Here is a 23888-nt window from a genome sequence, read left to right as displayed (position 1 = left end):
ATGACGACGTACAAGCTCTGGTACTGGGCCGAGATCCAGGGGCGGGGCGAGTTCGTCCGGCTGGCGATGGAGGCGGGCGGGATCGCTTATACCGACATGGCGCGCGAGCAGGGCAGCGACAGGTTGATCGCCGACATGAAGGGGCGGACCGACCGACCGCCTTTCGCGCCGCCTTATCTCGACACCGGCGAGCAAGTGATCGCGCAGGTCGCCAACATCCTGCTCTATCTCGGCGACCGGCACCGCATCGCGCCGTCGGACGATGCCGGGCGGCGCTGGCTCCACGAGGTCCAGCTCACCATCACCGATTTCATCGCCGAGGTGCATCAGGTCCATCATCCGGTGGGCGTCGGCCTTTATTATGAGGATCAGAGGGCCGAGGCCGCGCGCTTCGCGAAGGAATTCCGCGAGGCGCGGATGCCCAAATTCCTCGGCTGGTTCGAGCGTTCGGTCACCGGCGACTGGCTCGCCGGCGATCGCTGGAGCTATGGCGACACCTCGCTGTTCCAGCTGATCGAGGGGCTGCATTACATGTTCCCGAAGCGGATGAAGGCGATCGAGAGCGACTATCCGAAGCTGCTCGCGATCCGCGACCGCGTCGCGCTGCTGCCCGGAATCGCCGAATATTGCGCCAGCGATCGGCGGATCGGCTTCAACACCCAAGGCGTCTTCCGCCATTATCCCGAGCTCGATGCCGTCTGAATCGGAAAACATTGCTTTCCAAACTGTGGCTGTTCCGCCCGGGGCCGACTGGCTATTTCGGGGGCGAACGGAGGGCCGCATGACCGAAGACCTGATCATCCAGACGATCGAACCCGTCACCCACGATCTCGGCGGGTTCAAGGTGCACCGCACCCTGCCTTCACGGCCGCGGACGATGGTCGGGCCGTTCATCTTCTTCGACCAGATGGGCCCGGCGCATCTCGATATGGGCACCGGCATCGACGTGCGGCCGCATCCGCACATCAACCTCGCGACGGTGACCTATCTCTATGCCGGCGCGATCGATCACCGCGATTCGCTCGGCACGTTTGCGACGATCGAGCCGGGTGCAGTCAATCTGATGACCGCGGGGCACGGCATCGTCCATTCGGAGCGCTCGCCCTCGGCCGAGCGGGCGGTCGGTCCCGAATTGTCGGGGATCCAGACATGGATCGCCTTGCCCGAGCGCGACGAGGAGGTGGATCCCGCGTTCGAGCATGTCGGCGCTCCCGATCTGCCGGTGGTCGAGGTGGGCGGGGCGACCGCGCGGGTGATCATGGGCGAGCTGTGGGGGGCGAGGGCGCCGACCACGACCTATGCCGAGACCATCTACGCCGATATCGCGCTGGCGCCCGGCGCGAGCATCCCGATCGATGCCGGGGCCGACGAGCGCGCGGTCTATGTGTCGATGGGCGAGGCCAGCCTCGACGGGATGAAGCTCGCGCCGATGACGCTCTACGTGCTGCGCCCCGGCATTTCGGCGACCTTGCGTTCGGAGCAAGGCGGGCGGGTGATGCTGTGCGGGGGCGAGGCCTTCACCACGCCGCGCCACGTCTGGTGGAACTTCGTCTCGTCGAGCCGCGACCGCATCAACCAGGCCAAGGAGGACTGGAAGGCCGGCAATTTCCCCAAGGTGCCCGGCGACGACAAGGAATGGATCCCGATCCCGGAAATCCCGAAGACGGTGAGCTATCCCTAGCACGAGGCTCAGCGTCTGCCGGCGCAAGACGCGGTTCGGTTCGGAAGGGGAGGCGCTGGCGGCGGCTGCCCGTTTTGGAAAAGAGCTGCGGCCCTATCGCTGTGACCGCTGCTTCCAATTTCACTTGACCAGCCGCACCAAGGGCAAGCGGCTGCCCTAAGCGCTCCCCTCCCGCTTGCGGGAGGGGTCGGGGGAGGGCATGACCCATGTCCGCAGCGGGAGGCCAGCCCTCCCCTAGCCCCTGCAAGCGGAAGGGGAAAGGAAGGAGGGGACCATGACCGAACTCCAGCGGATCGCATTGCCCACCGGGGTCGAGCTCGACGTCGCGATCGCCGGCGATCCGGCCAACCCGCCGATCTTCCTGCTCCACGGCTTTCCCGAATCGCACCGGACATGGCGGCACCAGATCCCGGCGCTGGCGAAGGACCATTATGTCGTCGCGCCGGACCAGCGCGGCTTCGCGCGTTCGTCCAAGCCGGAGGGAGTCGAGAATTACACCCCCGACAAGCCCGTCGCCGATCTGCTCGCGCTCGCCGATCATCTCGGAGTCGAGCATTTCACGCTGGCAGGGCATGATTGGGGCGGAGCGATCGCGTGGATGGCGGCACTGCAGAATCCGCAGCGCATCACCCGGCTGATCATCGTCAACGCGCCGCACCCCAAGATCTTCCAGAAATCGCTGTTCGACGATCCCGGGCAGCGCAAGGCGAGCCAGTACATCACCCGCTTCCGCGACACGCGGATCGATCAGGGGCTGATCGGCGCGGGGCTCGAACGCTTCTTCGCCTCGACCTTCGCACAGCATGTGGTCGGCGGGATCGCGGGCGACGACAAGGCCGCGTACATGGACGAATGGGGCCAACCCGGCGCGATGACCGCGATGCTCAACTGGTACCGCGCCTCGGCGATCGTCGTGCCGGCACCCGGCGAAGATGCCGAGCGCCCGGCCTGGCTCGACGCGCCGTTTCCGCCGGTGACGCAACCCACGCTGGTGATCTGGGGGATGCGGGATTTCGCCTTGCTGCCGGTGCAACTCGAGCTCGGGGAGCTGGTCCCCGAGCTGACGATCGCGCGGATCGCGGAGGGCGGGCATTTCGTGCCGTGGGAGAAGCCCGAGGCAGTGACCGCGGCGATGCGCGACTGGCTGGCGGATCGAAAAGGCTGATGCTTCGTGCTCCTGCGAAAGCAGGAGCACCGGCATATGAACTCAAGGGCGACTCCGCATGACATAGGGCCGGGTTTCGTACGGCGGTGCCAGCGCCTCGACCCAGGCGCCATGGGCGTGAGTGAGCGCGACCAGTTCCATCGGCGTGTCGCCGGGCCAACCGCGGACGCGGACCTCGTGGCGGGCGAGGTCGCGATTGGGCTCCATCATCACCCAGCCGAGCGGGCGTTCGGGGGCGGCGCGTTCGCCGGCTTCGGTCATCGCAGCGGCGATGCGCTGCTGGGTCGCGGCGGGGAGATATTGCCAGACCACCGAGTGCATCAGCACCCGCGTGACTCCCTCGGGCTGAGGCTCGGCCAAGCGGGCCTCGACCCAGTCGGCGGCGTCGCCTTGCGCAAGCTCGACCCCTTCGGCGCGGACGATCGCGATGGTCTTTTCCAGCCGCGCCTGCCGCTCGACATTCTCGACCCAGCAATAGGCCTGAAGCCGCTCGGCATCGCGGTCGCCCGAGAGATCGAGCGGCTGGATGTCGACGCCGCGCGCCGAGAGGATCTCGACCGGGGCATCCGGCGGCGGCGGGCCGCGCCATTCGGGCATGATCTCGACCGGTGACTCCGCGGGTCCGGACTTGTGGCCGGCGAGATCGAAGCGATAGCGGCCGATCAGCAGATTGAGACCGGCACTCGAGCCGATCTCGAGCAGTTCGAATTTCGGGCCGTAGCGCGATGCGAGATGGAGGATGCCGGTCATCAGCCCGGCCGAGCGCCCGGCCTCGTTGGTCTGGGGCGGGCCGTCGAGCCATGGCAGCAGCGCGGCGTCGTGGGTGACGAACACCCGGTTCAGGATGGCGCCGATTTCGGCCTCGTCGGTGATAGCGCCGGTGAAGACCGGGGCGATCTCGGCGATGCCGCGGCGATGCAGCGCGTGGAGACCGCCGATCAGCCGCAGCACCAGGGCATCGGCGACCGGCTCGCCCGGCCAGTCGAGCACGCGGCGGCCGGTTGCGCTGTCGCGGGTCAGGCTGTGGCCGAGCACGGTGGCGATGCGCGTGGTGATCGGCGCGGCCATCGCGGCGCAATAGCCGGCCTGGATGCGGAAGCTGTCGCGGTTGGTCTGCTCGTCGGCCATGATCCCCCCTTTGCGAAGGCTCTGTTGCGCCCGCCCGGCCCCCCAAGTAAAGCCCCGGCACCCATGCAAGAACCGCTCATCCTCGCCGTGCCCAAGGGCCGGATCCTCGACGAGGCGCTGCCGCTGCTCGCCGCAGTCGGCATCGTCCCCGAGCCCGCGTTCTCGGACCCGAACAGCCGGGCGCTGCGCTTCGCGACCAACAGCCCGGCGATCGACCTGATCCGGGTGCGCGCGTTCGACGTCGCCACCTTCGTCGCGCACGGCGCGGCGCAGCTCGGCGTGGTCGGATCGGACGTGCTGGCGGAGTTCGACTATTCGGAGCTGTACGCGCCGGTCGATCTCGGCATCGGCCATTGCCGGATCTCGGTCGCCGAGCCGGTCGACCTGGCCGAGAAAGACGATCCGCGCGGCTGGAGCCATGTTCGCATCGCCACCAAATACCCGCACATCACCCGCGCCCATTTCGAGGCGCGGGGGGTGCAGGCCGAATGCGTCAAATTGAACGGCGCGATGGAGCTGGCGCCGGTGCTCGGGCTGGCGCCGCGGATCGTCGACCTCGTCTCCTCTGGCAAGACACTCAAGGAGAACGGGCTGGTCGAAGTCGAGGTGATCGCGCAGGTGACCAGCCGGCTGGTGGTCAACCGGGCGGCGTTCAAGATGCGCGCGGGGGAGGTTGTCCCGCTGGTCGATGCGTTCCGGAGGGCAGTGGCGTGACAAATTTGCGACGCCAGACCTGCTCACCCCCACCCTTCCGCGGCTTCGCCGCTCCCTCCTTCTCCCGATGGGAGAGGGAAGGGGCCCGCGCCGCGAAGCGGCGTGGGAAGGGTGAGGGTGATTGGCTATGATCCGCCTCGACTCCAGCTCCGCCGACTTCGCCGCGGCCTTCACGACCCTCGTCAACGCCCGCCGCGAGGCGGACGAGGATGTCGCGCGCAACGTCGCTCATATCATCAAGCGGGTGCGCGACGAAGGCGATGCTGCGCTCAGAGACCTGACCCGGCTGTTCGACAAGCACGATCTCGACCAGAGCGGCTGGAAGATCGACCGCGCCGATTGCCTCGCCGCGTGGGAAGACCTGCCCCCCGAGCTGCGCGACGCCCTCGAGCTCGCGGCCGAGCGGATCGCAGTCTACCACGCCAGGCAGAAGCCGCAGGACAGCGACGACGTGGATTCCGCCGGGATCCGGCTCGGCGCGCGGTGGCGGGCCGTGGATTCGGCAGGGGTGTACGTTCCCGGGGGGCGCGCGGCCTATCCCAGCTCGGTGCTGATGAACGCGATTCCCGCCAAGGCGGCGGGGGTGCGGCGGCTGGTGATGGTCACACCGACCCCGAACGGCGAGGTCAACCCGCTGGTGCTCGCGGCGGCGCATATCGCCGGAGTCGACGAATTGTGGCGCGTCGGCGGGGCGCAGGCAGTGGCGGCGCTCGCTTATGGCACCGACCGGATCGCCCCGGTCGACGTCGTAACCGGGCCCGGCAACGCTTGGGTCGCCGAAGCCAAGCGTCAGCTCTACGGCGTGGTCGGGATCGACATGGTCGCAGGGCCAAGCGAGATCGTCGTCGTCGCCGACGGCAAGAACGATCCCGACTGGATCGCCGCCGATCTGCTCAGCCAGGCCGAGCACGACCCGACCAGCCAGTCGATCCTGTTCACCGACGATGCGGAATTCGCCGATCGGGTGGCCGGTGCGGTCGATGCGCAGATCGCGACGCTGTCGACCGCGGCGACCGCGCGGGCGAGCTGGGACGCCAATGGCGCGATCATTCTGGTGCCGAGCCTCGTCGCGGCGATTCCCCTGTGCGACCGGCTCGCGCCCGAGCATCTCGAGCTCGCCTGCGACGATGCGGAGGGGCTGTTCGACATGGTCCACCATGCCGGCTCGGTGTTTCTCGGCCGGCACACCCCCGAGGCGGTCGGCGATTATGTCGCGGGGCCGAACCATGTGCTACCGACCGGGCGGCGCGCACGCTTCGCCTCGGGACTGTCGGTGCTCGATTTCATGAAGCGAACGAGCTTCCTGGCCTTGGACGAAGCCGGGCTTGCTGCTATCGGGCCCGCCGCGGTTGCGCTGGCCAATGCCGAAGGGCTGCCCGCGCACGCGAAATCGGTCGCGATCCGCCTCCAGAACCAAGAAGAATAATCATGCCCAGTCCCAAAGCCCGCACCCGTTCCAAGGCCCGTGCCGCCGCGCGGCTCGCCGCGGTGCAGGCACTGTACCAGCAGGAAATGGAGGGCACCAGGCTCACCGTTTTGCTCACCGAATTTCACCAGCACCGCCTCGGCGCGACGATCGAGGACGTCGAATATGCCGATGCCGACGTCGCCTTTTTCGACGACATCGTCAAAGGCGTCGATGCGCGGCGCGAGGAGATCGACCGGCTGATCTCGGAAAAGCTGACCGCCGACTGGTCGCTCGACCGGCTCGACAAGCCGATGCGGCAGATCCTACGCGCCGGGACCTATGAACTGCTCGCGCGCAACGATGTGCCGGTGGGCGCGGTGATCAGCGAATATCTCGACGTGACCGACGCGTTCTACGACCGGCGCGAAAAGGGGTTCGTCAACGGCATCCTCGATGCCGTCGCGAAGGAAGTGCGGGGTTGACCTTATTCCTCCCCGAGCTCCGCTCGGGGAGGGGGACCGTGCGCAGCACGGTGGAGGGGCCACGGCACAGGCGCGGGAATCGCTGCCGTAGGGGAAAACGCCGCCGCGCGGCGCCCCTCCACCACCGCCTTCGGCGGCGGTCCCCCTCCCCGAGGCAAGCTCGGGGAGGAATTAGGTGAACGAACACGATTTCATCGCTGCGCTCCGCGCCCTCCCGCTCCACCCCGGGGCGCAGGATCTGCGCGACGATACGGCGGTGATCGAGATCGGCGGCGAGACGCTCGTCGTCACCCACGACGCGATTGCCGAGGGGGTGCATTACCGCGCCGGCACGGACCCGGCGGACATCGCGTGGAAGCTGGTCGCAGTGAATTTGTCCGACCTCGCCGCCAAGGCGGCCGAACCAGTCGGAGTGCTGATCGGCGCGACCCTGGTCGAGGGTAGCGAGCGCTTCGTCGACGGCCTTCGCGAGGTGCTCGAAGCCTATGGCGTCAAATTGCTCGGCGGCGACACCATTTCCCATACCGGCCCGGCGACCTTCGGCTGCACGGCGATCGGCCGGGCGACGGTCCGCCCGGTGCCGGCGCGGATGGGCGCGCGGGCAGGGGATGCGCTCTACGTCACTGGGACGATCGGCGCGGCGCTGCTCGGGTTCGAGGCTGGGGAGGGCGCCGCCTATCTGCGGCCGCGGCCGCGGCTGGCCGAGGGGCTCGGGCTCGGACCGCATGTCAGCGCGATGATGGACGTGTCCGACGGGCTGCTGCTCGACGCGCGGCGAATGGCGGAGGCGAGCGGGTGCACCGCCGCGATCGCGCTCGACGCGGTCCCGTTTGCGCCGGGCACCACCGACCGGCTGGCGGCCGCCAGCTGGGGCGACGATTACGAATTGCTGTTCGCCGCGCCCGAAGGCGTGCGCCTGCCGGTGCCCGCGACGCGGATCGGCACGATGCTGAACAAGGGCGCCGAACCCCTTCTGCTCGACGGAAAATCCCCGTCCACGCGGCTCGGCTACGAGCACCGCTGAGGCGGGTTGCGCCCGCTCGGGGTGCTCGATACCTTCCCGCTTCCGCAAGACCGGCATCAAGACCGGCGGCGGTTCCAGTTCTAGGGGAAGGACTTCGCCTGATGACGATTGTGTATCTCGCCATCGCCTGCGGTTTGCTGGCGTTGGCTTATGGCTTTCTGACGAGTCAGCAAGTGCTGCGGGCATCGCCCGGTAACGCGAAGATGCAAGACATCGCCGCCGCCATCCAGGAAGGCGCCAAAGCCTATCTGCGGCGGCAATATATCGCCATCGCGATCGTCGGCGTGGTCGTCGCAATCGTGTTGTTCTTCACGCTGGGCGCGCTGCCGACGCTCGGCTTCGTGATCGGCGCGGTGCTTTCGGGCGTCGCCGGGTTCGTCGGCATGAACATCTCGGTGCGCGCCAATGTCCGCACCGCAGAGGCGGCGCGGCATTCGCTCCAGTCGGGGCTGACTCTCGCGTTCCGCTCGGGCGCGATTACCGGCATGCTGGTGGCGGGGCTGGGGCTGCTCGCGATCGCGGGGATCTTCGCCTATCTGGTCGAAGTCGCCGATCTCGCGCCCGATGCGCGGCCGGTGATCGAGACGCTGACCGGACTTGCCTTCGGCGCCTCGCTGATCTCGATCTTCGCGCGTCTCGGCGGCGGCATCTTCACCAAGGCGGCCGATGTCGGCGCCGATCTGGTCGGCAAGGTCGAGGCCGGAATCCCCGAGGACGATCCCCGCAACCCTGCGGTGATCGCGGACAATGTCGGCGACAATGTCGGCGACTGCGCGGGTATGGCCGCCGACCTTTTCGAGACCTATGTCGTCACGCTCGGCATCACCATGGTGACGATCGCCTTGCTGATGCGCGGGCTCGCACCCGAGCAGCTCATGCAGCTGATGACCTTGCCGCTGATCGTCGGCGGCGTGTGCATCCTCACCTCGATCATCGGCACCTATTTCGTGCGGCTGGGCAAAGGCCAGTCGATCATGGGCGCGCTGTACAAGGGCTTCTGGGTCACGGTGATCCTGTCGATCCCGGCGATCATCGGGGTGACGCATTACACGCTGGGCGGGCTCGACACGCTGATCGGCGGCGTCGGCGATCCCGCGGCGTTCCTCGAAAGTTCGACCGGCACCGCCGATCAGGTCAATATCGGCACCGCCGCCGGGCCGAGCTTCACCGGCTGGGATCTGGTCATCTGCATGATGATCGGGCTCGGCGTGACCGGCCTGCTGGTGTGGATCACCGAATATTACACCGGCACCAACTATCGCCCGGTCAAGTCGATCGCCAGGGCATCCGAGACCGGCCACGGCACCAATGTGATCCAGGGCCTCGCGATCAGCCTCGAATCGACTGCGCTGCCCACGCTCGTGATCGTCGTCGCGGTGATCGCGGCGTATCAGATCGCCGGGGTGATCGGCGTGGCGTTCGCGGCGACCTCGCTGCTCGCGCTGGCGGGGATGGTCGTCGCGCTCGACGCTTATGGGCCGGTGACCGACAATGCCGGCGGCATTGCCGAGATGGCGGGGCTCGAGGACGAGGTTCGCCACAAGACCGACGCGCTCGACGCAGTGGGCAACACCACCAAGGCCGTCACCAAGGGCTATGCGATCGGCTCCGCCGCGCTCGCGGCGCTCGTCTTGTTCGGGGCGTACACCACCGACCTTCACGAGTTCTTCCCGAACGTCGACGTCGATTTCAGCCTGAGCAATCCCTACGTCATCGTCGGGCTGCTGCTCGGCGCATTGCTGCCCTATCTGTTCGGGGCGTTCGGCATGACCGCAGTCGGCCGTGCGGCGGGATCGGTGGTGCAGGACGTGCGCGACCAGTTCCGCGACAATCCGGGGATCATGGAAGGGACCAGCCGGCCCAATTACGGTCGCACCGTCGACATCGTCACTCGCGCGGCGATCAAGGAAATGATCGTTCCGTCGCTGCTGCCGGTGCTCAGCCCGATCGCCGTGTATTTCATCATCGCCGCAGTGGCGGGCCAGCATGAGGGCTTTGCGGCGCTCGGCGCGATGCTGCTCGGGGTGATCGTCTCCGGTCTGTTCGTCGCGATCTCGATGACCAGCGGCGGCGGCGCGTGGGACAATGCCAAGAAATATATCGAGGACGGCAATCACGGCGGCAAGGGGTCCGAGGCGCACAAGGCCGCGGTGACCGGCGACACCGTCGGCGATCCGTACAAGGATACCGCGGGTCCGGCGGTCAATCCGATGATCAAGATCACCAACATCGTCGCGTTGCTGCTGCTCGCGGCGCTGGCGGGGAGTCACGTCGCGGGGTGATCGAAAACCCCCTCTCCCATCGGGAGAGGGGAGGGGCCCGCTCGCGAAGCGAGTGGGAAGGGTGAGGGCGACCTAGTCTCCTCACCCTCACCCTTTCCGCCGACTTTGTCGGCTCCCTCCCTCTCCCAATGGGAGAGGGAGATTTATCAAGCCACCAGCCGGGCCAGTTCCGCCTGCATCGCCAGCAACCGCAGCTGCGTCCGCGCCGCATCGAGATTGTGCCGGGCGAGGTGGCTGCCGCAGCCTTGCATGCTGCCTTCCAGATCGGGCCGCTCGCCGATTTCCAGACACCGTTCCCACGCGCCCATCGCGAGCGGGAGCCATTCGTCGAGCGCCTGCGCCGGATCGTTCTGGGCGCGATCGTGCAACAGATTGCCGAGCACGAAGAACAAATCGGGCGAGCCTGGATAGCGCGCCATCTCGGCATCGGCGAGCGCCAGCGCGGCTTCGGTCTGACCGGTCTTGCCCAGGCAATGCAGCTGGCGGACCACCAGCGCGTGGCGCCAATTGGCCTCGGATGGGGTGCCTTGCAGCGCCGCGGCGTAATGGTCGCAGGCAGTGGCGAGATCGCTATGGATCTCGGCATCCTTGGCGAGCTGGTAGAGCAGATAGGAGTCGCCGGGCCGGTCGTGCAGGTCGCGCAGCAGCAGCGGCGCGTTGCGGTCGCGCTTGCGTTTCAGCTGCTCGCCCAGATAGCCGTCATGGCCGACATGGAGTTCGATGCGCGCGTGCGGCAAAGGCGACACCGGCTGTTCGTGGACGCGGCCCCGATAGCGGACGCCGTGTGGCAGCAGGCGGGTGAGCCAGTTGCGGCGCTCGGCGTCGCCAGCGCCTTCCATCGCACTGTGGACGCAGAGCTGGCCGAGCCGCGGGGCGCGGCACCAGCGGCGCAATTGCTCGCCGCCCGAGACGATCCACTCGTCGGCGTCGAGGACGAGGTTCCAGTCGGCATCGGCAAGATCGAGCGCGTGGTTGCGCGCGGCGGAAAAGTCGTCGGACCAGGCGAGGTGGTGAACCTCGGCGCCGTACTGCGCGGCGAGCAAGGGCGTGCCGTCGATCGAGCCGGTATCGAGCACCAGCATCTTGTCGACATGCGGCCGGATGCTGTCGAGGCAGCGCGCGATGCACCGCGCCTCGTCGCGAACGATCAGCACGGCGGCGATGACAGGTTGGTGCGGCAAGCGACGGGCCCGGATGGTTGGAACGCCCGGGAAACTTGGGCGAACAAGGCAAACATAGTGTTAACCATCGCGGATTAGCTTCGCGGACGCACCGTGAGGAACGCGACATGATCCCGAAGCTGATGCACTTCATCTGGGTGGGCGACGAAGCAAAGTGCCCGACCAACTGCATGGATACGTGGCGCGCGCTCAATCCCGATTGGGAATTCCTGCTATGGGGCAATGAAGATTTCGCCGAGCAGGACTGGTTCAATCGCGGGCATATGGACGCGATGCACGGGGTCGAGCTCAACGGCGTCGCCGACATGATGCGCTGGGAGATATTGCACGCCAAGGGCGGGGTGGTGGTCGACGCCGACAGCATCGCGCTGCGCCCGCTCGACGACCATCTGCTCGATTGCGAGGCGTTCGCCTGCTGGGAGAGCGAGATCGCCCGGCCCGGGCTGATCGCCGCGGGCTATTTCGGCTGCGAGGCGGGCAATGCGTTCGTCGAGCAGATCATTCGCGACATCCATGACGAGCCCAGCGTCACCCATGCCAAGGCGTGGAAGACCGTCGGTCCGCAACGACTGACCGATAGTTATCGTCAATATGGCTATTCGAAGCTGCGCATCTATCCGAGCCATTATTTCATTCCGCGGCACTTCACCGGCGCAACCTATGACGGCAGCGATCCGGTCTATGCCGACCAGCTCTGGGGCTCGACGCTGCGCGCCTATGACGAGATCCACACGCGTGCGGTGGCCGCGCCCGTCGCACGCGCCGAGGCGCCCGGCGTGTCGGCGCTCGAGGCGCGCAACGCGCCCTATTTCGTCCAGCGCGTGCCGGTCAGCAAGGAACTCGAAGGGCTCGGCCGCGGCGCGGTGCTCGGCAATTTCTGCGCAGGCAAGCGCGTGCTCCATGTCGGCTGTGCCGATTGGCCGATCACCAACCTCAAGACCTCGCTCCACCTCGCGCTCGAACCGATCTGCGCGCAGCTCGATGGCGTCGACCCGCATACCGAGGCGCTCGACCAGCTTGCGCCGCACGTGAAGGGGAAGCTGTTTTCGAGCCTCGATCAGGTCGGCGACAGCTACGACCTGGTGCTGGTGCCCGAGGTGATGGAGCATGTCCCCAACGTCTCGGATTTCCTCGCCCAGCTCGAGCGGATCGATGCCGCGGCGTTCCTGATCTCGGTGCCCGACGCGTTCCAGTGCCGGGGCCGGCATTTCGACTATCTCGCCGACAGCGAGACCTTCGTCGAAGTCGTCCACCCCGATCACAATGTGTGGTACACGCCCTACACCTTCGCCAACACGATCCGGAAATACAGCGCGCTGCGGGTCGAGAAGATGTGGTTCTTCAACAAGATCTCGCTGCTGGCGCTGCTGTCGAAGGCGGAGATGCGGCTCGCGGCATGACGCGGCGTCGCGGCTCTGCTAAGTGCGCGCGACCTTAACCCGTCGGAATGCCTTCGTGTCCGAACCCGTCCTGCCTTTCCGTGTCGCCGCGCTCTATCGATTCACCCGGTTCGACGACATCGCGGCGATCAAGGCGCCGCTCGACCGGCTGTGCGGCGCGCAGGGCGTGAAAGGCACCTTGCTGCTCGCGGCCGAAGGGATCAACGGGACGATCGCCGGCAGCGATGCCGCGATCGAAGCGGTGCTCGGGCATATCCGGGGCTTGCCCGGTTGCGCGGGCCTCGACGTCAAATATTCGCGCGCCGCGGCGATGCCGTTCCACCGGATGAAGGTCCGGCTCAAGCGCGAGATCGTCACGATGGGCGAGCCCGATCTCGATCCGACCGATACCGGCGCCTATGTCGCGCCGCAGGACTGGAACGCGCTGATCGATGCGCCCGACACGATCGTGATCGACACCCGCAACGATTATGAAGTCGCGATCGGCAGCTTTGCCGGCGCGATCGACCCCGGGACGCAGAGCTTTCGCGATTTCCCCGAATGGGTGCGCGCGCATCGCCACGAGTGGGAGGGGCGCGACGAAAAGCCGAAGATCGCAATGTTCTGCACCGGCGGGATCCGCTGCGAGAAATCGACGGCATTGCTCAAGGCCGAGGGGATCGATCGGGTCTATCATCTGAAGGGCGGGATCCTCGCCTATCTCGAGCAGGTGCCGGCGGAGGAGAGCCGCTGGCAGGGCGAATGCTTCGTGTTCGACGAGCGCGTGTCGGTCGGGCACGGGCTCGCGCTCGGAAGTTACGGACTGTGCCGCGCCTGTCGCAGGCCGGTAAGCGCGGAGGACCGGAATTCGCCGCTGTTCGTCGAGGGCGTGGCGTGCCCCGCCTGCCATGCCGAGCGCAGCGACGAACAGCGCGCGCGTTATGCCGAGCGGCATCGGCAGACCGCATTGGCGGCGGTGCGGGGCGAGGCGCATGTCGGCGCGAAGTTTCCGGACCGCGACGCTGATTGAGCCGATCCTCTACAGCTTTCGCCGCTGCCCCTATGCGATGCGGGCGCGGCTGGCGCTGGCGGTGAGCGGGACCGGTCATGAGCTCCGCGAGGTCAAGCTGCGCGACAAGCCGGCGGAGATGCTCGCGGCGTCGCCCAAGGCGACGGTGCCGGTGCTGGTGCTGCCGGGCGGGGCGGTGATCGACGAAAGCCTCGACATCATGCGCTGGGCGCTTGCCCGCAACGATCCCCAGGGCTGGCTGGCGGGCGACGATGCCGGGTTGATCGCCGCCAATGACGGGCCGTTCAAACACCATCTCGATCGCTACAAATATCCGGAGCGATATGGGTCGGATCCGGGCGTGCATCGGGCGTCGGGGCTGGATCTGCTGGCGGTGCTCGAAGCGCGATTGGCTTCGAGGGACTGGCTTTGCGGCGACCGGCAATCGCTCACCGATGCGGCAATCATGCCATTCGTGCGCCAGTTCGCCGCGGTCGATCGGGCGTGGTTCGAGGCACAAGCTTTGCCGCGGGTGCAAGGCTGGCTGGCGCGCCAGATCGCGTCGGAGCTGTTCGCCGAGGTGATGGTCGTGCGGCCGCAATGGGTTCCCGATTCCCCTCCCTGAAAGGGAGGGGCCAGGGGTGGGCGCGACCCCGGTGGAGGCCCCCGGGGCGCGCCCGACGGGACGCATCGAGCAAAAGAAAAGGCCGGCATCGAGCCCGGCCTTTTCTGCCCACCCCCTACCCCTCCCCAGAAAGGAGGGGAGTCCCTAGGGGGGAGGGGAATTTACAGGCTCCGCGCGATCAGCAGCTTCATGATCTCGTTCGAGCCGCCATAGATCCGCTGGACCCGCGCGTTGCGCCACATCCGGGCGATCGGATAGTCGTTGATATAGCCATAGCCGCCATGAAGCTGGAGGCATTCGTCGACGACCTGCCATTCGCTGTCGGTGACCCAGAGTTTGGCGATCGCGGCGCTGGTCAGGTCGAGGGTACCGGCGAGCTGGCGCGCGATACAGTCGTTGACATAGACTCGCGCGACTTCGGCCTTCGCCTTGCACTCGGCGAGCTTGAACTGGGTGTTCTGGAAATCGAAGACGCGCTGGCCGAACGCCTGCCGCTCCTTGACGTACTCGGTGGTCACCGCGACCGCCTTTTCCATCGTGATCACGCTGGATACCGCGATGACGAGGCGCTCGCGGGGCAGCTCGGCCATCAACTGGCGGAACCCCTGGCCTTCGGTGGTGCCGAGCAGATTGTCGGCGGGGACCCAGACCTGGTCGAAGAACAGTTCGGAGGTGTCTTGCGCATCGAGGCCGATCTTGTCGAGCGCCTTGCCGCGGCGGAAACCTTCGGCCCGATCGGTCTCGACGACGAGCAGCGATACGCCCTTGCCGCCGGCGGCGGGATCGGTCTTGGCGACGACGATGATGAAATCGGCGATCTGGCCGTTCGAGATGAAGGTCTTGGCGCCGTCGATCCGATAGCCGTTGCCGTCGCGAATCGCCGTGGTGCGGATCGCCTGGAGGTCGGAGCCCGCGCCGGGCTCGCTCATCGCGATCGCCGCGACGCTTTCGCCGGAGCAGAGCCGGGGTAGCCAGCGGCGTTTCTGCTCCTCGGTGCCGTGGGCGAGGACATAGGGCAGGATGATGACGTTGTGCAGCGACAGCGCGAAGCCCTCGACGCCATGACGGCCGACCGCCTCGACGAGGACGACGTCATGGCGGAAGTCGCCGCCGGCGCCGCCATATTCGACCGGGATCGAAACGCCGAGCAGCCCGGCCTCGCCCGCGTGGCGCCAGAAGGCGCGCTCGACCTGGCCGGCCTCGCGCCAGCGCGCGATGCGCTCGGGCGGGGCCTCGCGCTCGAAGAAGCGGGCTGCGCCGTCGGCGAGCGCGACCAGTTCGGGGTCTTCGCGCCAGTGCGAAAGGGACATCGTCAGCCTCCTGTCGTCACCCCGGCCGGAGTGCCGGGGTCCACCACGCAGCGACGGAAGGGGAAGAGGGGTGAGCCCTTCCAGTGCCGCGCGGTGGACCCCGGAACAAGTCCGGGGTGACGGTTATGGTTGTTGGCACCGCCATCGCTCGGTCACCGCGGCGCCATGCGGATCGCGCCGTCGAGGCGGACGTCCTCGCCGTTGAAATAGGGGTTGCGCAGCATCTCGAGCGCGAGGCTGGCATAATCCTCGGGGCGGCCGAGGCGCTTTGGGAAAGGCACCGAGGCGGCGAGCGCTTCCTTCACCTGCGGCGGCGCGGCGTTCATCAGCGGCGTATCGAAGATGCCGGGCAGGATCGTGTTGACCCGTATGCCTTCGCCCGACAGATCGCGGGCGATCGGCAGGGTCATGCCGACGATCCCTCCCTTCGAGGCCGAATAGGCGGCCTGGCCGATCTGGCCGTCCTCGGCGGCGACGCTGGCAGTGTTGACGATCGCGCCGCGCTCGCCGCCTTCGCCGGGTTCGAGCGTAAGCATGCCCGCGGCGGACTTCACGATGCAGCGGAAGGTACCGACCAGATTGACCTGGATCACCCAGTCGAACGAAGCGGCGGGGAATTGGCGGATCTCGCCGGTCGCCTTGTCGCGGCCGACGGTCTTGAAGGCGTTGCCGACTCCGGCGCAATTGACGAGGATGCGCTCCTGGCCGTGCGCCGCGCGTGCCTTGGCGAAGCCGGCATCGACTTCGTCGTCGGAGCGGACGTCGACCTTGCAGAAAATTCCACCAATCTCGGCGGCGAGCGCTTCGCCCTTTTCGGCGTTCATGTCGAAGAGCGCGACCTTCGCGCCCGCCGCAGCCAGCGCCCGCGCGGTCGCCGCGCCGAGGCCCGAGGCACCACCGGTCACTACCGCTGCCGTGTTTTCGAAATGCATGTCGGTCTCCTAGCCAATCGTTCCTGCGGCTCGCAGCGCCGCGATTTGGGGTTCGTCATAACCGAGGTCCGCCAGCACCCGATCGGTCCATTCGCCTGGCTGCGACGGCTGCGGCGGCGCGGCGGGGGTGGCGGTAAAGCGCGGAGCGGGCGCGGGGGCGCCGTCGGCGAAAGTGCCGCGCGCGGTATTGTGCGAGTGCGTGGCGGCCTCGTCGAAGGTGAGGACGGGGGAGACACACGCCTCGGGCGCGAAATGCGTGAGCCAGGCGTCGCGCGTGCGGGTGGCGAAGCGCGCGGCGAAGCGTTCGGCGCGCATCGGCCATGCGGCGGAATCCATTTGCCCGTCCGGATCTTCGCCGAGGCCGGCGGCAAGCGCTGCATAGAATTGCGGCTCGATCGCGCCGACCGCGACATGGCGACCGTCGGCGCAGGCATAGGTCCGGTAGAAGGGCGCCGCGCCGCTCAGCAGGTTCGCGGCCGGCCCGTCGTGCCACATCCCCGCGGCCTTGAAGCCCCAGCTCATGCTGGCTAGCAATGCAGCGCCCTCGGTCATCGCGGCATCGACGACTTGCCCAGGCGCGCCGCGCTTCACCGCGAGCAACGCGCTGACCATGCCGAAAGCGAGCAGCATTCCGCCGCCGCCGAAATCGCCGACATAATTGACCGGGGCGACAGGGGGCGCTCCGGGCGTGCCGATGCCGTCGAGCAGGCCGGCGACTGCGATATAATTGATGTCGTGCCCGGGCGCTTGCGCGAGCGGGCCGTCCTGCCCCCAGCCGGTCATCCGGCCATAGACGAGGCGCGGATTGCCGGCGAGCAGAGTGTCGGGGCCGAGCCCGAGCCGCTCCATCACGCCGGGGCGAAAGCCTTCGATCAGGCCGTCGGCGTCGCGGCAGAGCGCGCGAGCGATTTCGACGCCCTGGGGGGATTTGAGCTCGACGCCGATCGCTTTTCGGGAACGCGCCAGCGCGTGCGGGCCGAAGCTTGCGCCGGGACGCTCGATGCGGATCACCTCGGCGCCGTGATCGGCGAGCATCATCGCGGCGAAGGGGCCGGGACCGATCCCGCCGAACTCGACGATGCGGATGCCGGCGAGGGTGGCAGGCATCTAAAGTCCTCCGCCGGAGGGGGAGGGGGGCCGCGAAGCGGTGGAGGGGTAGTCGCCACAAGGGCTGAACCGTCGCTCGTGGAGGCTACCCCTCCACCAGCTTCGCTGGTCCCCCTCCCCCTCCGGGGGAGGATTGTCGTGCGGTCTCACAGCGCCTCGACGATCGTCACATTGGCGATGCCGCCGCCTTCGCACATCGTCTGGAGCCCGTAGCGCAGGCCGCGCTTGCGCAACGCGTGGACCAGGGTGGTCATCAGCTTGGTGCCCGAGGCGCCGAGCGGATGGCCGAGCGCGATCGCGCCGCCATTGACGTTGAGCCTCGCCGGGTCCGCGCCGGTATGTTCGAGCCATGCGAGCGGGACCGGGGCGAAGGCTTCGTTGACTTCGTACAGGTCGATGTCGCCGATCCGCATGCCGGCGCGCTGCAGCGCGCGGTCGGTGGCGAACAATGGCTCTTCGAGCATGATCACCGGATCGCCGGCAGTGACGGTGAGGTTGTGGATGCGCGCCAGCGGCGTCAGGCCGTGCGCGGCGAGCGCGGCCTCGCTGACCACCATCACCGCCGAGGCGCCGTCGCAGATCTGGCTGGCATTGCCCGCGGTGATCACGCCGCCCTCGACCAGGGTCTTGAGGCTGCCGAGACCTTCGAGGCTGGCATCGAAGCGGATGCCTTCGTCCTGCGCATGGGTGCGCACCCCTTCGGGGGTCTCGACCTCGAGCATCAGGATCTCTTTGGCGAAGTCGCCGCGCTCGACCGCCGCGGCGGCGCGGCGGTGGCTCTCGAGCGAATAGGCATCGAGCGCCGCGCGGCTATGGCCGTATTTCTTCGCCATCATCTCGGCGCCGGTGAACTGGCTGAACCCGCGCACGCCGAAGCGCCTGAGCGTCCGGTCGCTGAACGGCTTCGCACCCGCGACGCTGGTGCCCATCGGCACGCGGCTCATATGCTCGACGCCCGCGGCGATCACCACGTCCTGCGTGCCCGACAGCACCGCCTGCGCCGCGAACTGGATCGCCTGTTGCGAACTGCCGCATTGGCGGTCGATCGTCACGGCGGGAATGCTGGTCGGCAGCCCCGCGGCAAGCACCGCATTGCGCCCGACATGCAGCGCCTGTTCGCCGGCCTGGCCGACACAGCCCATGACCACGTCGTCGATCGCTTTCGGGTCCACGCCGCTGCGTGCCGCGACTTCGGCGAGCACCGCACCGGCAAGATCCACCGGATGCCAGCCCATCAGCCGGCCGTTGCGCCGGCCGCCGGCGGTTCGCACCGCCGCGACGATATAGGCTTCCGCCATTTCCGCTTCCCCTCCTTGCGGCCCTGGCGGCCATCAACTTACACCAGTGTAAGTGGGGCGGGTCGGCGAAGGCAAGGCCCTGCGCGCTGGACTTTGCGTGCTCGACGCCCCATTTAGGCGGCGTGGACGCGTGAACCCGCCGTCCGCCTTCCCTTTTCGCGCGTAGCAGAGTAAAGGCACCGCCACTTTTGCTGGCGCTCATCTGAGAGGCATATTTTTGGCCAAAGAAGAACTTCTGGAAATGCGCGGACAGGTCGTTGAGCTTTTGCCCAACGCCATGTTCCGCGTCCGGCTCGAGAATGATCACGAGATTCTCGGCCACACCGCCGGCAAGATGCGCAAGAACCGCATCCGCGTGCTGGTCGGCGACGAAGTCCTCGTCGAGCTCACGCCCTACGACCTGACCAAGGGCCGTATCACCTACCGCTTCAAGTGAGCGGCGGGCCTGTGCGGCTCGTACTCGCTTCCACGTCGCCGCGCCGGCTCGATCTGCTCAGACGGATCGGGGCCGAGCCTGCGCGCATCGCCGCGCCCGATGTCGACGAGCAGGTCCGTGCCGGAGAGCTGCCCCGCGCCTATGTGCTGCGCGTCGCGATCGAAAAGGCGCAGGCGGTGACGCGCGCGGCGGACGAGATCGTCCTTGCCGGGGACACCACGATCGCGGTCGGCCGCCGTATTCTCGCCAAGCCCGCGGACGAAGCCGATCTGCGGCGGATGCTCGGCCTGCTTTCCGGACGGCGGCACCATTGCCTGTCGGCGGTGTGCCTGATCGGGCGCGACGGCGTCCCCCGGACGCGAATCTCCGACACGATCGTCACCTTCAAGCGATTGAGCCATGCCGAGATCGACTGGTACGTCGCGAGCGGCGAGGGGATGGGCAAGGCCGGGGGCTATGCGATCCAGGGCAAGGCCGAGGCGTTCTTGCGCTTCCTCTCGGGAAGCCATTCGGGCGTGGTCGGGCTGCCGGTGTTCGAGACCCGCGCATTGCTCGAAGCGGCAGGATATGCGCTTGGCTGAGTGGCTTTACGAGGCCGGGATCGGCGAGAATCGCGCCGCTCTGGTCTCGCGCGGCGCGATCTGGAAAGTGCGGATCGAGCCCGAGGGCGGCGGCGTGCGGCACGGCGCGGTGCTGGATGCGCGTCTGGTCGACAAGAGTAGCGGCAAGGTCGCGTTCGACGGCGGCGAGGCTTTGTGCGATCCGCTGCCGCAGGGCGTCACCCAGGGCGGCATGCTGCGGGTCAGGATCGTCCGCGAGGCGATCCCCGAATCGGGAAGGCCAAAATTGCCCAAGGCGGTGCCCGCCGGCGCGGACGCGGTGCCGGGCGCGGGGCCGGACCTGCTCGCCCGGATCACTGCGAGCGGGGTGCCGGTGCGGGTGCTGCGCGCGCATGAGCCCGATCTGCTCGAGCAAGCCGGCTGGTCCGAAGTGCTCGAAGAGGCGGTGACCGGCGAGATCGCGTTTCCCGGCGGGGCGCTGCGGCTGTCGCCGACGCCGGCGATGGCCCTGTTCGACGTCGATGGCGGCGGCCCGCTCGAGCCGCTCGCAGTGGCGGCGGCGCATGCCGTGGCGCGGGCGATCGAACGGCACGGGATCGCCGGCTCGATTGGAATCGACTTCCCGACCTTGGCAAACAAGGCGGCGCGACAGGCCGTGGCCGAGGCGATCGACGCGGCTTTGCCCCAGCCGTTCGAGCGGACGACGGTCAACGGCTTCGGCTTCCTGCAGATCGTCCGGCGGCGGACGCGGGCCTCGCTTCCCGAATTGCTGCGTGCCGATCCGGTGGGGGCGGCGACGCGCGCCGAGCTGCGCCGGATCGAGCGGCTTCCCCCGCCGCCGCCGGCTACCCATATGGTGGACCGGCGAATCGCCAACCGGCTGGCGCAGCGGCCCGAATGGACCGCCGAGCTGGCGCGGCGAATCGGCGGGGCGACATTCTTCGTCGCCCCCAGGGAGTAGACATTGGCCAAGCGTGACGGCTGCCCGATTTGCGGCAAAGCGACCGAACCCGAGTTCAAGCCCTTCTGCAGCCGCGGCTGCAAGGATCGCGACCTGCTGCAATGGCTGGGCGAGGGATATCGCGTTCCGGGCGAAGCCGTTGATCCGAACGCGCAAAGCGGGCTGGACACGGGCCGGGACGCCGACTAAGAGCCCGCTTCCGGCGTTCGCCCGGACCCGTGCCCGGGTAGCTCAGTTGGTAGAGCATGCGACTGAAAATCGCAGTGTCGGCGGTTCGATCCCGTCCCCGGGCACCATTTTCCTCAACGACATTTTCATCGTTACTGCGGTGTTCCTGCGAAAGCCGGAGCCCAGGGTAGCGCAGTACTCCCGCCATCCTCGGCTCCTGCTTTCGCAGGAACACGGCATGGGAGCGCCAGCGCCCCTCTTGCCACCAGTCTCCGCTCCCGCTAGCTGGCCCGCATGCATCAAGAGTCGGGCGACACCCGACACCAACCTGCTCCCGGGCAAGGTGGTGCTTGCGCATTTTGCGCAAGGATGTGGCCGTCATGGCAACCCTCGGGTCTCCATTCAGCCACGCGTCGCACGCTCCTGGTGCCGGTAGAGCAACCAGAGAAAGTGTATGCGCGTGACCCAGCAACCCCAGCAATTTGCCAGCGACAATTACGCCGGAATCTGCCCCGAGGCATGGGCGGCGATGGAGGCGGCGAATAAAGGCTATGCGCCGGCTTATGGCGAGGACGACTGGACCCAGCGCGCCGCCGACGCCTTCCGCAATCTGTTCGCCAGCGACTGCGAGGTTTTCTTCGCGTTCAACGGCACCGCGGCCAATTCGCTGGCGCTCGCCGCGCTCTGCCAGTCCTTTCACAGCGTGATCTGCTCGTCCTCGGCGCATGTCGAGACCGACGAATGCGGCGCGCCCGAATTCTTCTCGAACGGCTCCAAGCTGCTGGTGGCGAGCACGGCCGACGGCAAACTCACCCCGGCCGCGATCCGTGAGGTCGCGACGAGCCGCTCGGACATCCACTTTCCCAAACCGCGGGTGGTGACGATCACCCAGCCGACCGAGACCGGGCAGGTCTATTCGATCGAGGAAATCCAGGCGATCTCCGCCACCTGCCGCGCGCTCGGCCTCAAGCTGCACATGGACGGCGCTCGCTTCGCCCAGGCCTGCGCGCATCTCGGCTGCGACCCCGCCGAGATCACATGGCGCGCCGGCGTCGACGTATTGTGCTTCGGCGGCACCAAGAACGGCATGGCGGTGGGCGAGGCGATCCTGTTCTTCGATCGCGGCCTCGCCGAGGATTTCGACTATCGCTGCAAGCAGGCAGGGCAGCTCGCCTCGAAGATGCGGTTCCTTGCGGCACCTTGGGTCGGGATGCTCGAAAGCGGCGCGTGGCTGCGCAACGCCGCGCATGCCAATGGCTGCGCCGCGCGGCTGGCGGCGGCGATCCGCGACGTGCCGAGCGTCGCGCCGATGTTCACGGTCGAGGCCAACGCGGTGTTCCTGCGCGCGCCGGCGACGTTGCTCGAAGGGCTGCGGGCGCGGGGCTGGAGCTTCTATACCTTCATCGGTGGGGGCGCGCGCTTCATGTTCGCGTGGGACGCCGATCCGGCACGCGTCGACGCGCTGGCGGCGGACATTCGTGCGGCCAGCGAGGAGACGGCGCGCGCCGCGGCCTAGCGCCCTTCGGCACTTGTGCTTCTGCTTTCGCAGGAGCACGGGATAACCCTCGTTAAAGCGACGTCGTCTCCAGCGTCGTGGTTTCGGGCCTGGGCAGGCCCGACGCCTTGTATTCGGCGATCAGCGCTTCCTTGCGGGCGCGCAGTTCGTCGCCGAGCGCGTCCATGTCGAGCCCGGCCTTGCGCGCCTGCGAGAACATGCCTTCCATGCGCATCTCCTCTTCCTCGACATGGTGCTCGATCTGCTCGGAGAGCACCTTGACCTTGGCGTCGTAATATTCGTCCTCGGGGCTGCCCGCCTCGATCTCGGCGATCAGCACCTTGGCGCCGTCATGCTCGACATAGGCCTCCTTGAGCAGGTCTTCCTCGATCTTGCCTTCGCACGCCGGATAGAAGATCTCTTCCTCGATCCTGGTGTGCACGGTCAGCTCGAGGCAGATCTGGGTAGCGAGCTGGCGCTTGGCGGCCGCGCTGCGGGCCGCCTCGAACTGCTCGAACAATTCCTCGACGGCGCGATGATCGGCCTTGAGAAGTGCGATCGCGTCCTGCTTGCGGTCTTCGGCCATGATGTCCTCCTGTTTCGGAGGCTCAACTTTGTGCGGGGGCGATCGTTCCACCGTGCCGGACGAACGCGCTCACGACTATTCCGCCGAGAATCAGCGTCATACCAGCGAAATGATAGCCGTGGAGCTGTTCGCCGAGGGTGAGCGCGGCGAGCAGGGCGCCGAATAGCGGCATCAGCGTGATCGCCTGTCCGGCGCTCGCCGGGCCGAGCGTGGCGACGGCGGCGTTGAACAATGCATAAGCGAGGACCGAGGGCAGCAAGGCGACATAGAGCACCGCAAGGATCACCCGAGGGGTCCAATGCATCGCGGCGATCTCGGCGGCTTCGGTGGCGGCGAGCGGGAGCATCGCGAGCACGCCGATCGCGAAGGTGACCGCGAGAAAACTCTGCGCATGGATCTGGGGACGCAACCGCAGCAGCGACGTGTAGAAGGCCCAGGCGACCACCGCGCAGAGAATCAGCGCATCGCCGCGATTGAACGCGACTTGCGACAGCGCCGTCAGATGCCCCTGCAAGACGATCGTCACGACGCCGAGGATCGACAGCGCGACGCCGAGCACCGCGCCCCAGGCGGCGCGGACGCGGAAGATCAGGAAGTCGACGAGGAGCACCAGCGCCGGGATCGCCGCCTGGAGCAGCATCGCATTGCTCGCCATGGTGTAGCGCAATCCCGAATAGAGAAAGGCGTTGAACGCGGCGACGCCGAGCAGGCCGAGCAGCAGAATGATCGGCCAGTGGCGGGCAATCGCGGCGCGGTTCCCGGCGAGTTGGCGCGCGGCGAAGGGCGCGATCACCAGCAGCGCGCCGGTCCAGCGCAGCAGAGCGAGGAGGAAGGGCGGAATGTCGCCGTGGACAGCGCGCGCGACGATCGAATTGCCCGCCCAGAGCAGCATCACGAGCGCGAGCATGGCATAAGCGGCAGTCTGGGGGCGCAGGCGGATCATGGCCGCCCTCTAGG

Annotated in this window: 24 protein-coding genes, 1 tRNA gene and 1 riboswitch; of the genes, 17 read left to right on the top strand and 8 right to left on the bottom strand. The window is 67.7% G+C overall.

All coding sequences use genetic code 11. The annotated features are described in order from the left end of the window. The 3 genes from Q9Q95_RS00670 to Q9Q95_RS00660 all read left to right on the top strand — a co-directional run bounded on the left by Q9Q95_RS00670 (position 1) and on the right by Q9Q95_RS00660 (position 2846). A complete protein-coding gene (locus tag Q9Q95_RS00670) occupies positions 1-702 on the top strand; it encodes a glutathione S-transferase (protein WP_306093139.1) in 702 nt (233 codons plus the stop codon). 79 nt (positions 703-781) lie between these two features. Next, positions 782-1681, top strand: a complete 900-nt coding sequence (locus Q9Q95_RS00665) for a pirin family protein (RefSeq protein WP_306093138.1) — start codon at positions 782-784, stop codon at positions 1679-1681. A gap of 274 nt (positions 1682-1955) precedes the next feature. Further along, on the top strand, positions 1956-2846 hold the full coding sequence (locus Q9Q95_RS00660) for an alpha/beta fold hydrolase (protein WP_306093137.1): 891 nt from the start codon (positions 1956-1958) through the stop codon (positions 2844-2846). Positions 2847-2888: 42 nt separating this feature from the next. Here Q9Q95_RS00660 and Q9Q95_RS00655 read toward each other — a convergent pair whose 3' ends face one another. Then, positions 2889-3974, bottom strand: coding sequence for a DUF2332 domain-containing protein (locus tag Q9Q95_RS00655; protein WP_306093136.1), 1086 nt, complete (start codon positions 3972-3974; stop codon positions 2889-2891). Positions 3975-4037: 63 nt separating this feature from the next. Here Q9Q95_RS00655 and hisG point away from each other — a divergent pair, with 63 nt between their 5' ends. From hisG to Q9Q95_RS00630, 5 genes are all read left to right on the top strand, one after another. After that, positions 4038-4688 (top strand): ATP phosphoribosyltransferase, encoded by a 651-nt coding sequence (gene hisG, locus Q9Q95_RS00650; RefSeq protein ID WP_306093135.1) that lies wholly within the window; start codon positions 4038-4040, stop codon positions 4686-4688. Between the two features lie 127 nt (positions 4689-4815). Further along, entirely contained in the window at positions 4816-6114 is a 1299-nt protein-coding gene (gene hisD, locus Q9Q95_RS00645; RefSeq protein WP_306093134.1) for a histidinol dehydrogenase, read from the top strand. A 2-nt stretch (positions 6115-6116) separates the two neighbouring features. After that, a complete protein-coding gene (nusB, locus tag Q9Q95_RS00640) occupies positions 6117-6578 on the top strand; it encodes a transcription antitermination factor NusB (protein WP_306093133.1) in 462 nt (153 codons plus the stop codon). 175 nt (positions 6579-6753) lie between these two features. Beyond that, on the top strand, positions 6754-7602 hold the full coding sequence (gene thiL, locus Q9Q95_RS00635) for a thiamine-phosphate kinase (RefSeq protein WP_306093132.1): 849 nt from the start codon (positions 6754-6756) through the stop codon (positions 7600-7602). A 101-nt stretch (positions 7603-7703) separates the two neighbouring features. Continuing rightward, positions 7704-9884, top strand: coding sequence for a sodium-translocating pyrophosphatase (locus Q9Q95_RS00630; protein WP_306093131.1), 2181 nt, complete (start codon positions 7704-7706; stop codon positions 9882-9884). A gap of 146 nt (positions 9885-10030) precedes the next feature. On the opposite strand, the gene Q9Q95_RS00625 is transcribed toward Q9Q95_RS00630, so the two are convergent. Continuing rightward, a complete protein-coding gene (locus Q9Q95_RS00625; protein ID WP_306093130.1) occupies positions 10031-11065 on the bottom strand; it encodes a glycosyltransferase family 2 protein in 1035 nt (344 codons plus the stop codon). 107 nt (positions 11066-11172) lie between these two features. On the opposite strand from Q9Q95_RS00625, the gene Q9Q95_RS00620 reads away from it, so the two are divergent. Genes Q9Q95_RS00620 through Q9Q95_RS00610 form a run of 3 tightly spaced genes read left to right on the top strand, consistent with a single transcriptional unit; the run spans position 11173 to position 14078 of the window. Next, positions 11173-12465: a glycosyltransferase gene (locus Q9Q95_RS00620; protein ID WP_306093129.1), complete on the top strand. Its 1293-nt coding sequence runs from the start codon at positions 11173-11175 to the stop codon at positions 12463-12465. A gap of 55 nt (positions 12466-12520) precedes the next feature. After that, positions 12521-13474, top strand: coding sequence for a rhodanese-related sulfurtransferase (locus tag Q9Q95_RS00615; RefSeq protein ID WP_306093128.1), 954 nt, complete (start codon positions 12521-12523; stop codon positions 13472-13474). After that, positions 13437-14078: a glutathione S-transferase gene (locus tag Q9Q95_RS00610; protein ID WP_306093127.1), complete on the top strand. Its 642-nt coding sequence runs from the start codon at positions 13437-13439 to the stop codon at positions 14076-14078. The genes Q9Q95_RS00615 and Q9Q95_RS00610 overlap by 38 nt, the downstream gene beginning before the upstream one ends. A gap of 161 nt (positions 14079-14239) precedes the next feature. Here the strand turns inward: Q9Q95_RS00610 and Q9Q95_RS00605 are convergent, their stop codons facing one another. The 4 genes from Q9Q95_RS00605 to Q9Q95_RS00590 form a co-directional block, all read right to left on the bottom strand. Further along, the gene (locus Q9Q95_RS00605) at positions 14240-15388 is read right to left on the bottom strand and encodes an acyl-CoA dehydrogenase family protein (protein ID WP_306093126.1); all 1149 of its coding nucleotides are present in this window, start codon (positions 15386-15388) and stop codon (positions 14240-14242) included. A 152-nt stretch (positions 15389-15540) separates the two neighbouring features. After that, complete coding sequence (locus Q9Q95_RS00600) at positions 15541-16320, bottom strand: SDR family NAD(P)-dependent oxidoreductase (RefSeq protein WP_306093125.1); 780 nt, start codon at positions 16318-16320, stop codon at positions 15541-15543. Between the two features lie 9 nt (positions 16321-16329). Then, the gene (locus Q9Q95_RS00595) at positions 16330-17427 is read right to left on the bottom strand and encodes a CaiB/BaiF CoA-transferase family protein (RefSeq protein ID WP_306093124.1); all 1098 of its coding nucleotides are present in this window, start codon (positions 17425-17427) and stop codon (positions 16330-16332) included. Positions 17428-17573: 146 nt separating this feature from the next. Beyond that, positions 17574-18725, bottom strand: coding sequence for an acetyl-CoA C-acetyltransferase (locus tag Q9Q95_RS00590; protein ID WP_306093123.1), 1152 nt, complete (start codon positions 18723-18725; stop codon positions 17574-17576). 217 nt (positions 18726-18942) lie between these two features. On the opposite strand from Q9Q95_RS00590, the gene infA reads away from it, so the two are divergent. The 6 genes from infA to Q9Q95_RS00560 all read left to right on the top strand — a co-directional run bounded on the left by infA (position 18943) and on the right by Q9Q95_RS00560 (position 22366). Next, positions 18943-19161: a translation initiation factor IF-1 gene (infA, locus tag Q9Q95_RS00585; RefSeq protein ID WP_003049127.1), complete on the top strand. Its 219-nt coding sequence runs from the start codon at positions 18943-18945 to the stop codon at positions 19159-19161. 11 nt (positions 19162-19172) lie between these two features. After that, positions 19173-19742, top strand: coding sequence for a nucleoside triphosphate pyrophosphatase (locus Q9Q95_RS00580; RefSeq protein ID WP_306093122.1), 570 nt, complete (start codon positions 19173-19175; stop codon positions 19740-19742). Beyond that, entirely contained in the window at positions 19735-20682 is a 948-nt protein-coding gene (locus Q9Q95_RS00575; RefSeq protein ID WP_306093121.1) for a ribonuclease E/G, read from the top strand. Before Q9Q95_RS00580 ends, Q9Q95_RS00575 begins: the two co-directional genes overlap by 8 nt. Positions 20683-20685: 3 nt before the next feature. Next, positions 20686-20871: a DNA gyrase inhibitor YacG gene (locus tag Q9Q95_RS00570; protein WP_306093120.1), complete on the top strand. Its 186-nt coding sequence runs from the start codon at positions 20686-20688 to the stop codon at positions 20869-20871. Between the two features lie 31 nt (positions 20872-20902). Continuing rightward, positions 20903-20978 (top strand) — tRNA-Phe (locus Q9Q95_RS00565). A 163-nt stretch (positions 20979-21141) separates the two neighbouring features. Beyond that, a riboswitch (SAM-I-IV-variant riboswitch) is annotated at positions 21142-21251 on the top strand. 53 nt (positions 21252-21304) lie between these two features. Further along, positions 21305-22366 (top strand): low specificity L-threonine aldolase, encoded by a 1062-nt coding sequence (locus tag Q9Q95_RS00560; RefSeq protein WP_371876648.1) that lies wholly within the window; start codon positions 21305-21307, stop codon positions 22364-22366. Between the two features lie 52 nt (positions 22367-22418). Here the strand turns inward: Q9Q95_RS00560 and Q9Q95_RS00555 are convergent, their stop codons facing one another. Both Q9Q95_RS00555 and Q9Q95_RS00550 read right to left on the bottom strand, forming a co-directional pair. Further along, a complete protein-coding gene (locus Q9Q95_RS00555; RefSeq protein ID WP_306093118.1) occupies positions 22419-22931 on the bottom strand; it encodes a hemerythrin domain-containing protein in 513 nt (170 codons plus the stop codon). A gap of 22 nt (positions 22932-22953) precedes the next feature. After that, positions 22954-23874 (bottom strand): DMT family transporter, encoded by a 921-nt coding sequence (locus tag Q9Q95_RS00550; protein ID WP_306093117.1) that lies wholly within the window; start codon positions 23872-23874, stop codon positions 22954-22956. Positions 23875-23888 lie beyond the last annotated feature (14 nt).

The sequence above is a fragment of the Sphingomonas sp. DG1-23 genome, assembly GCF_030730875.1.
Classification (GTDB): domain Bacteria; phylum Pseudomonadota; class Alphaproteobacteria; order Sphingomonadales; family Sphingomonadaceae; genus Sphingomonas.
Note: the sequence above shows the minus strand (reverse complement) of the source record. Positions and strands in the feature narration are given on the sequence as shown.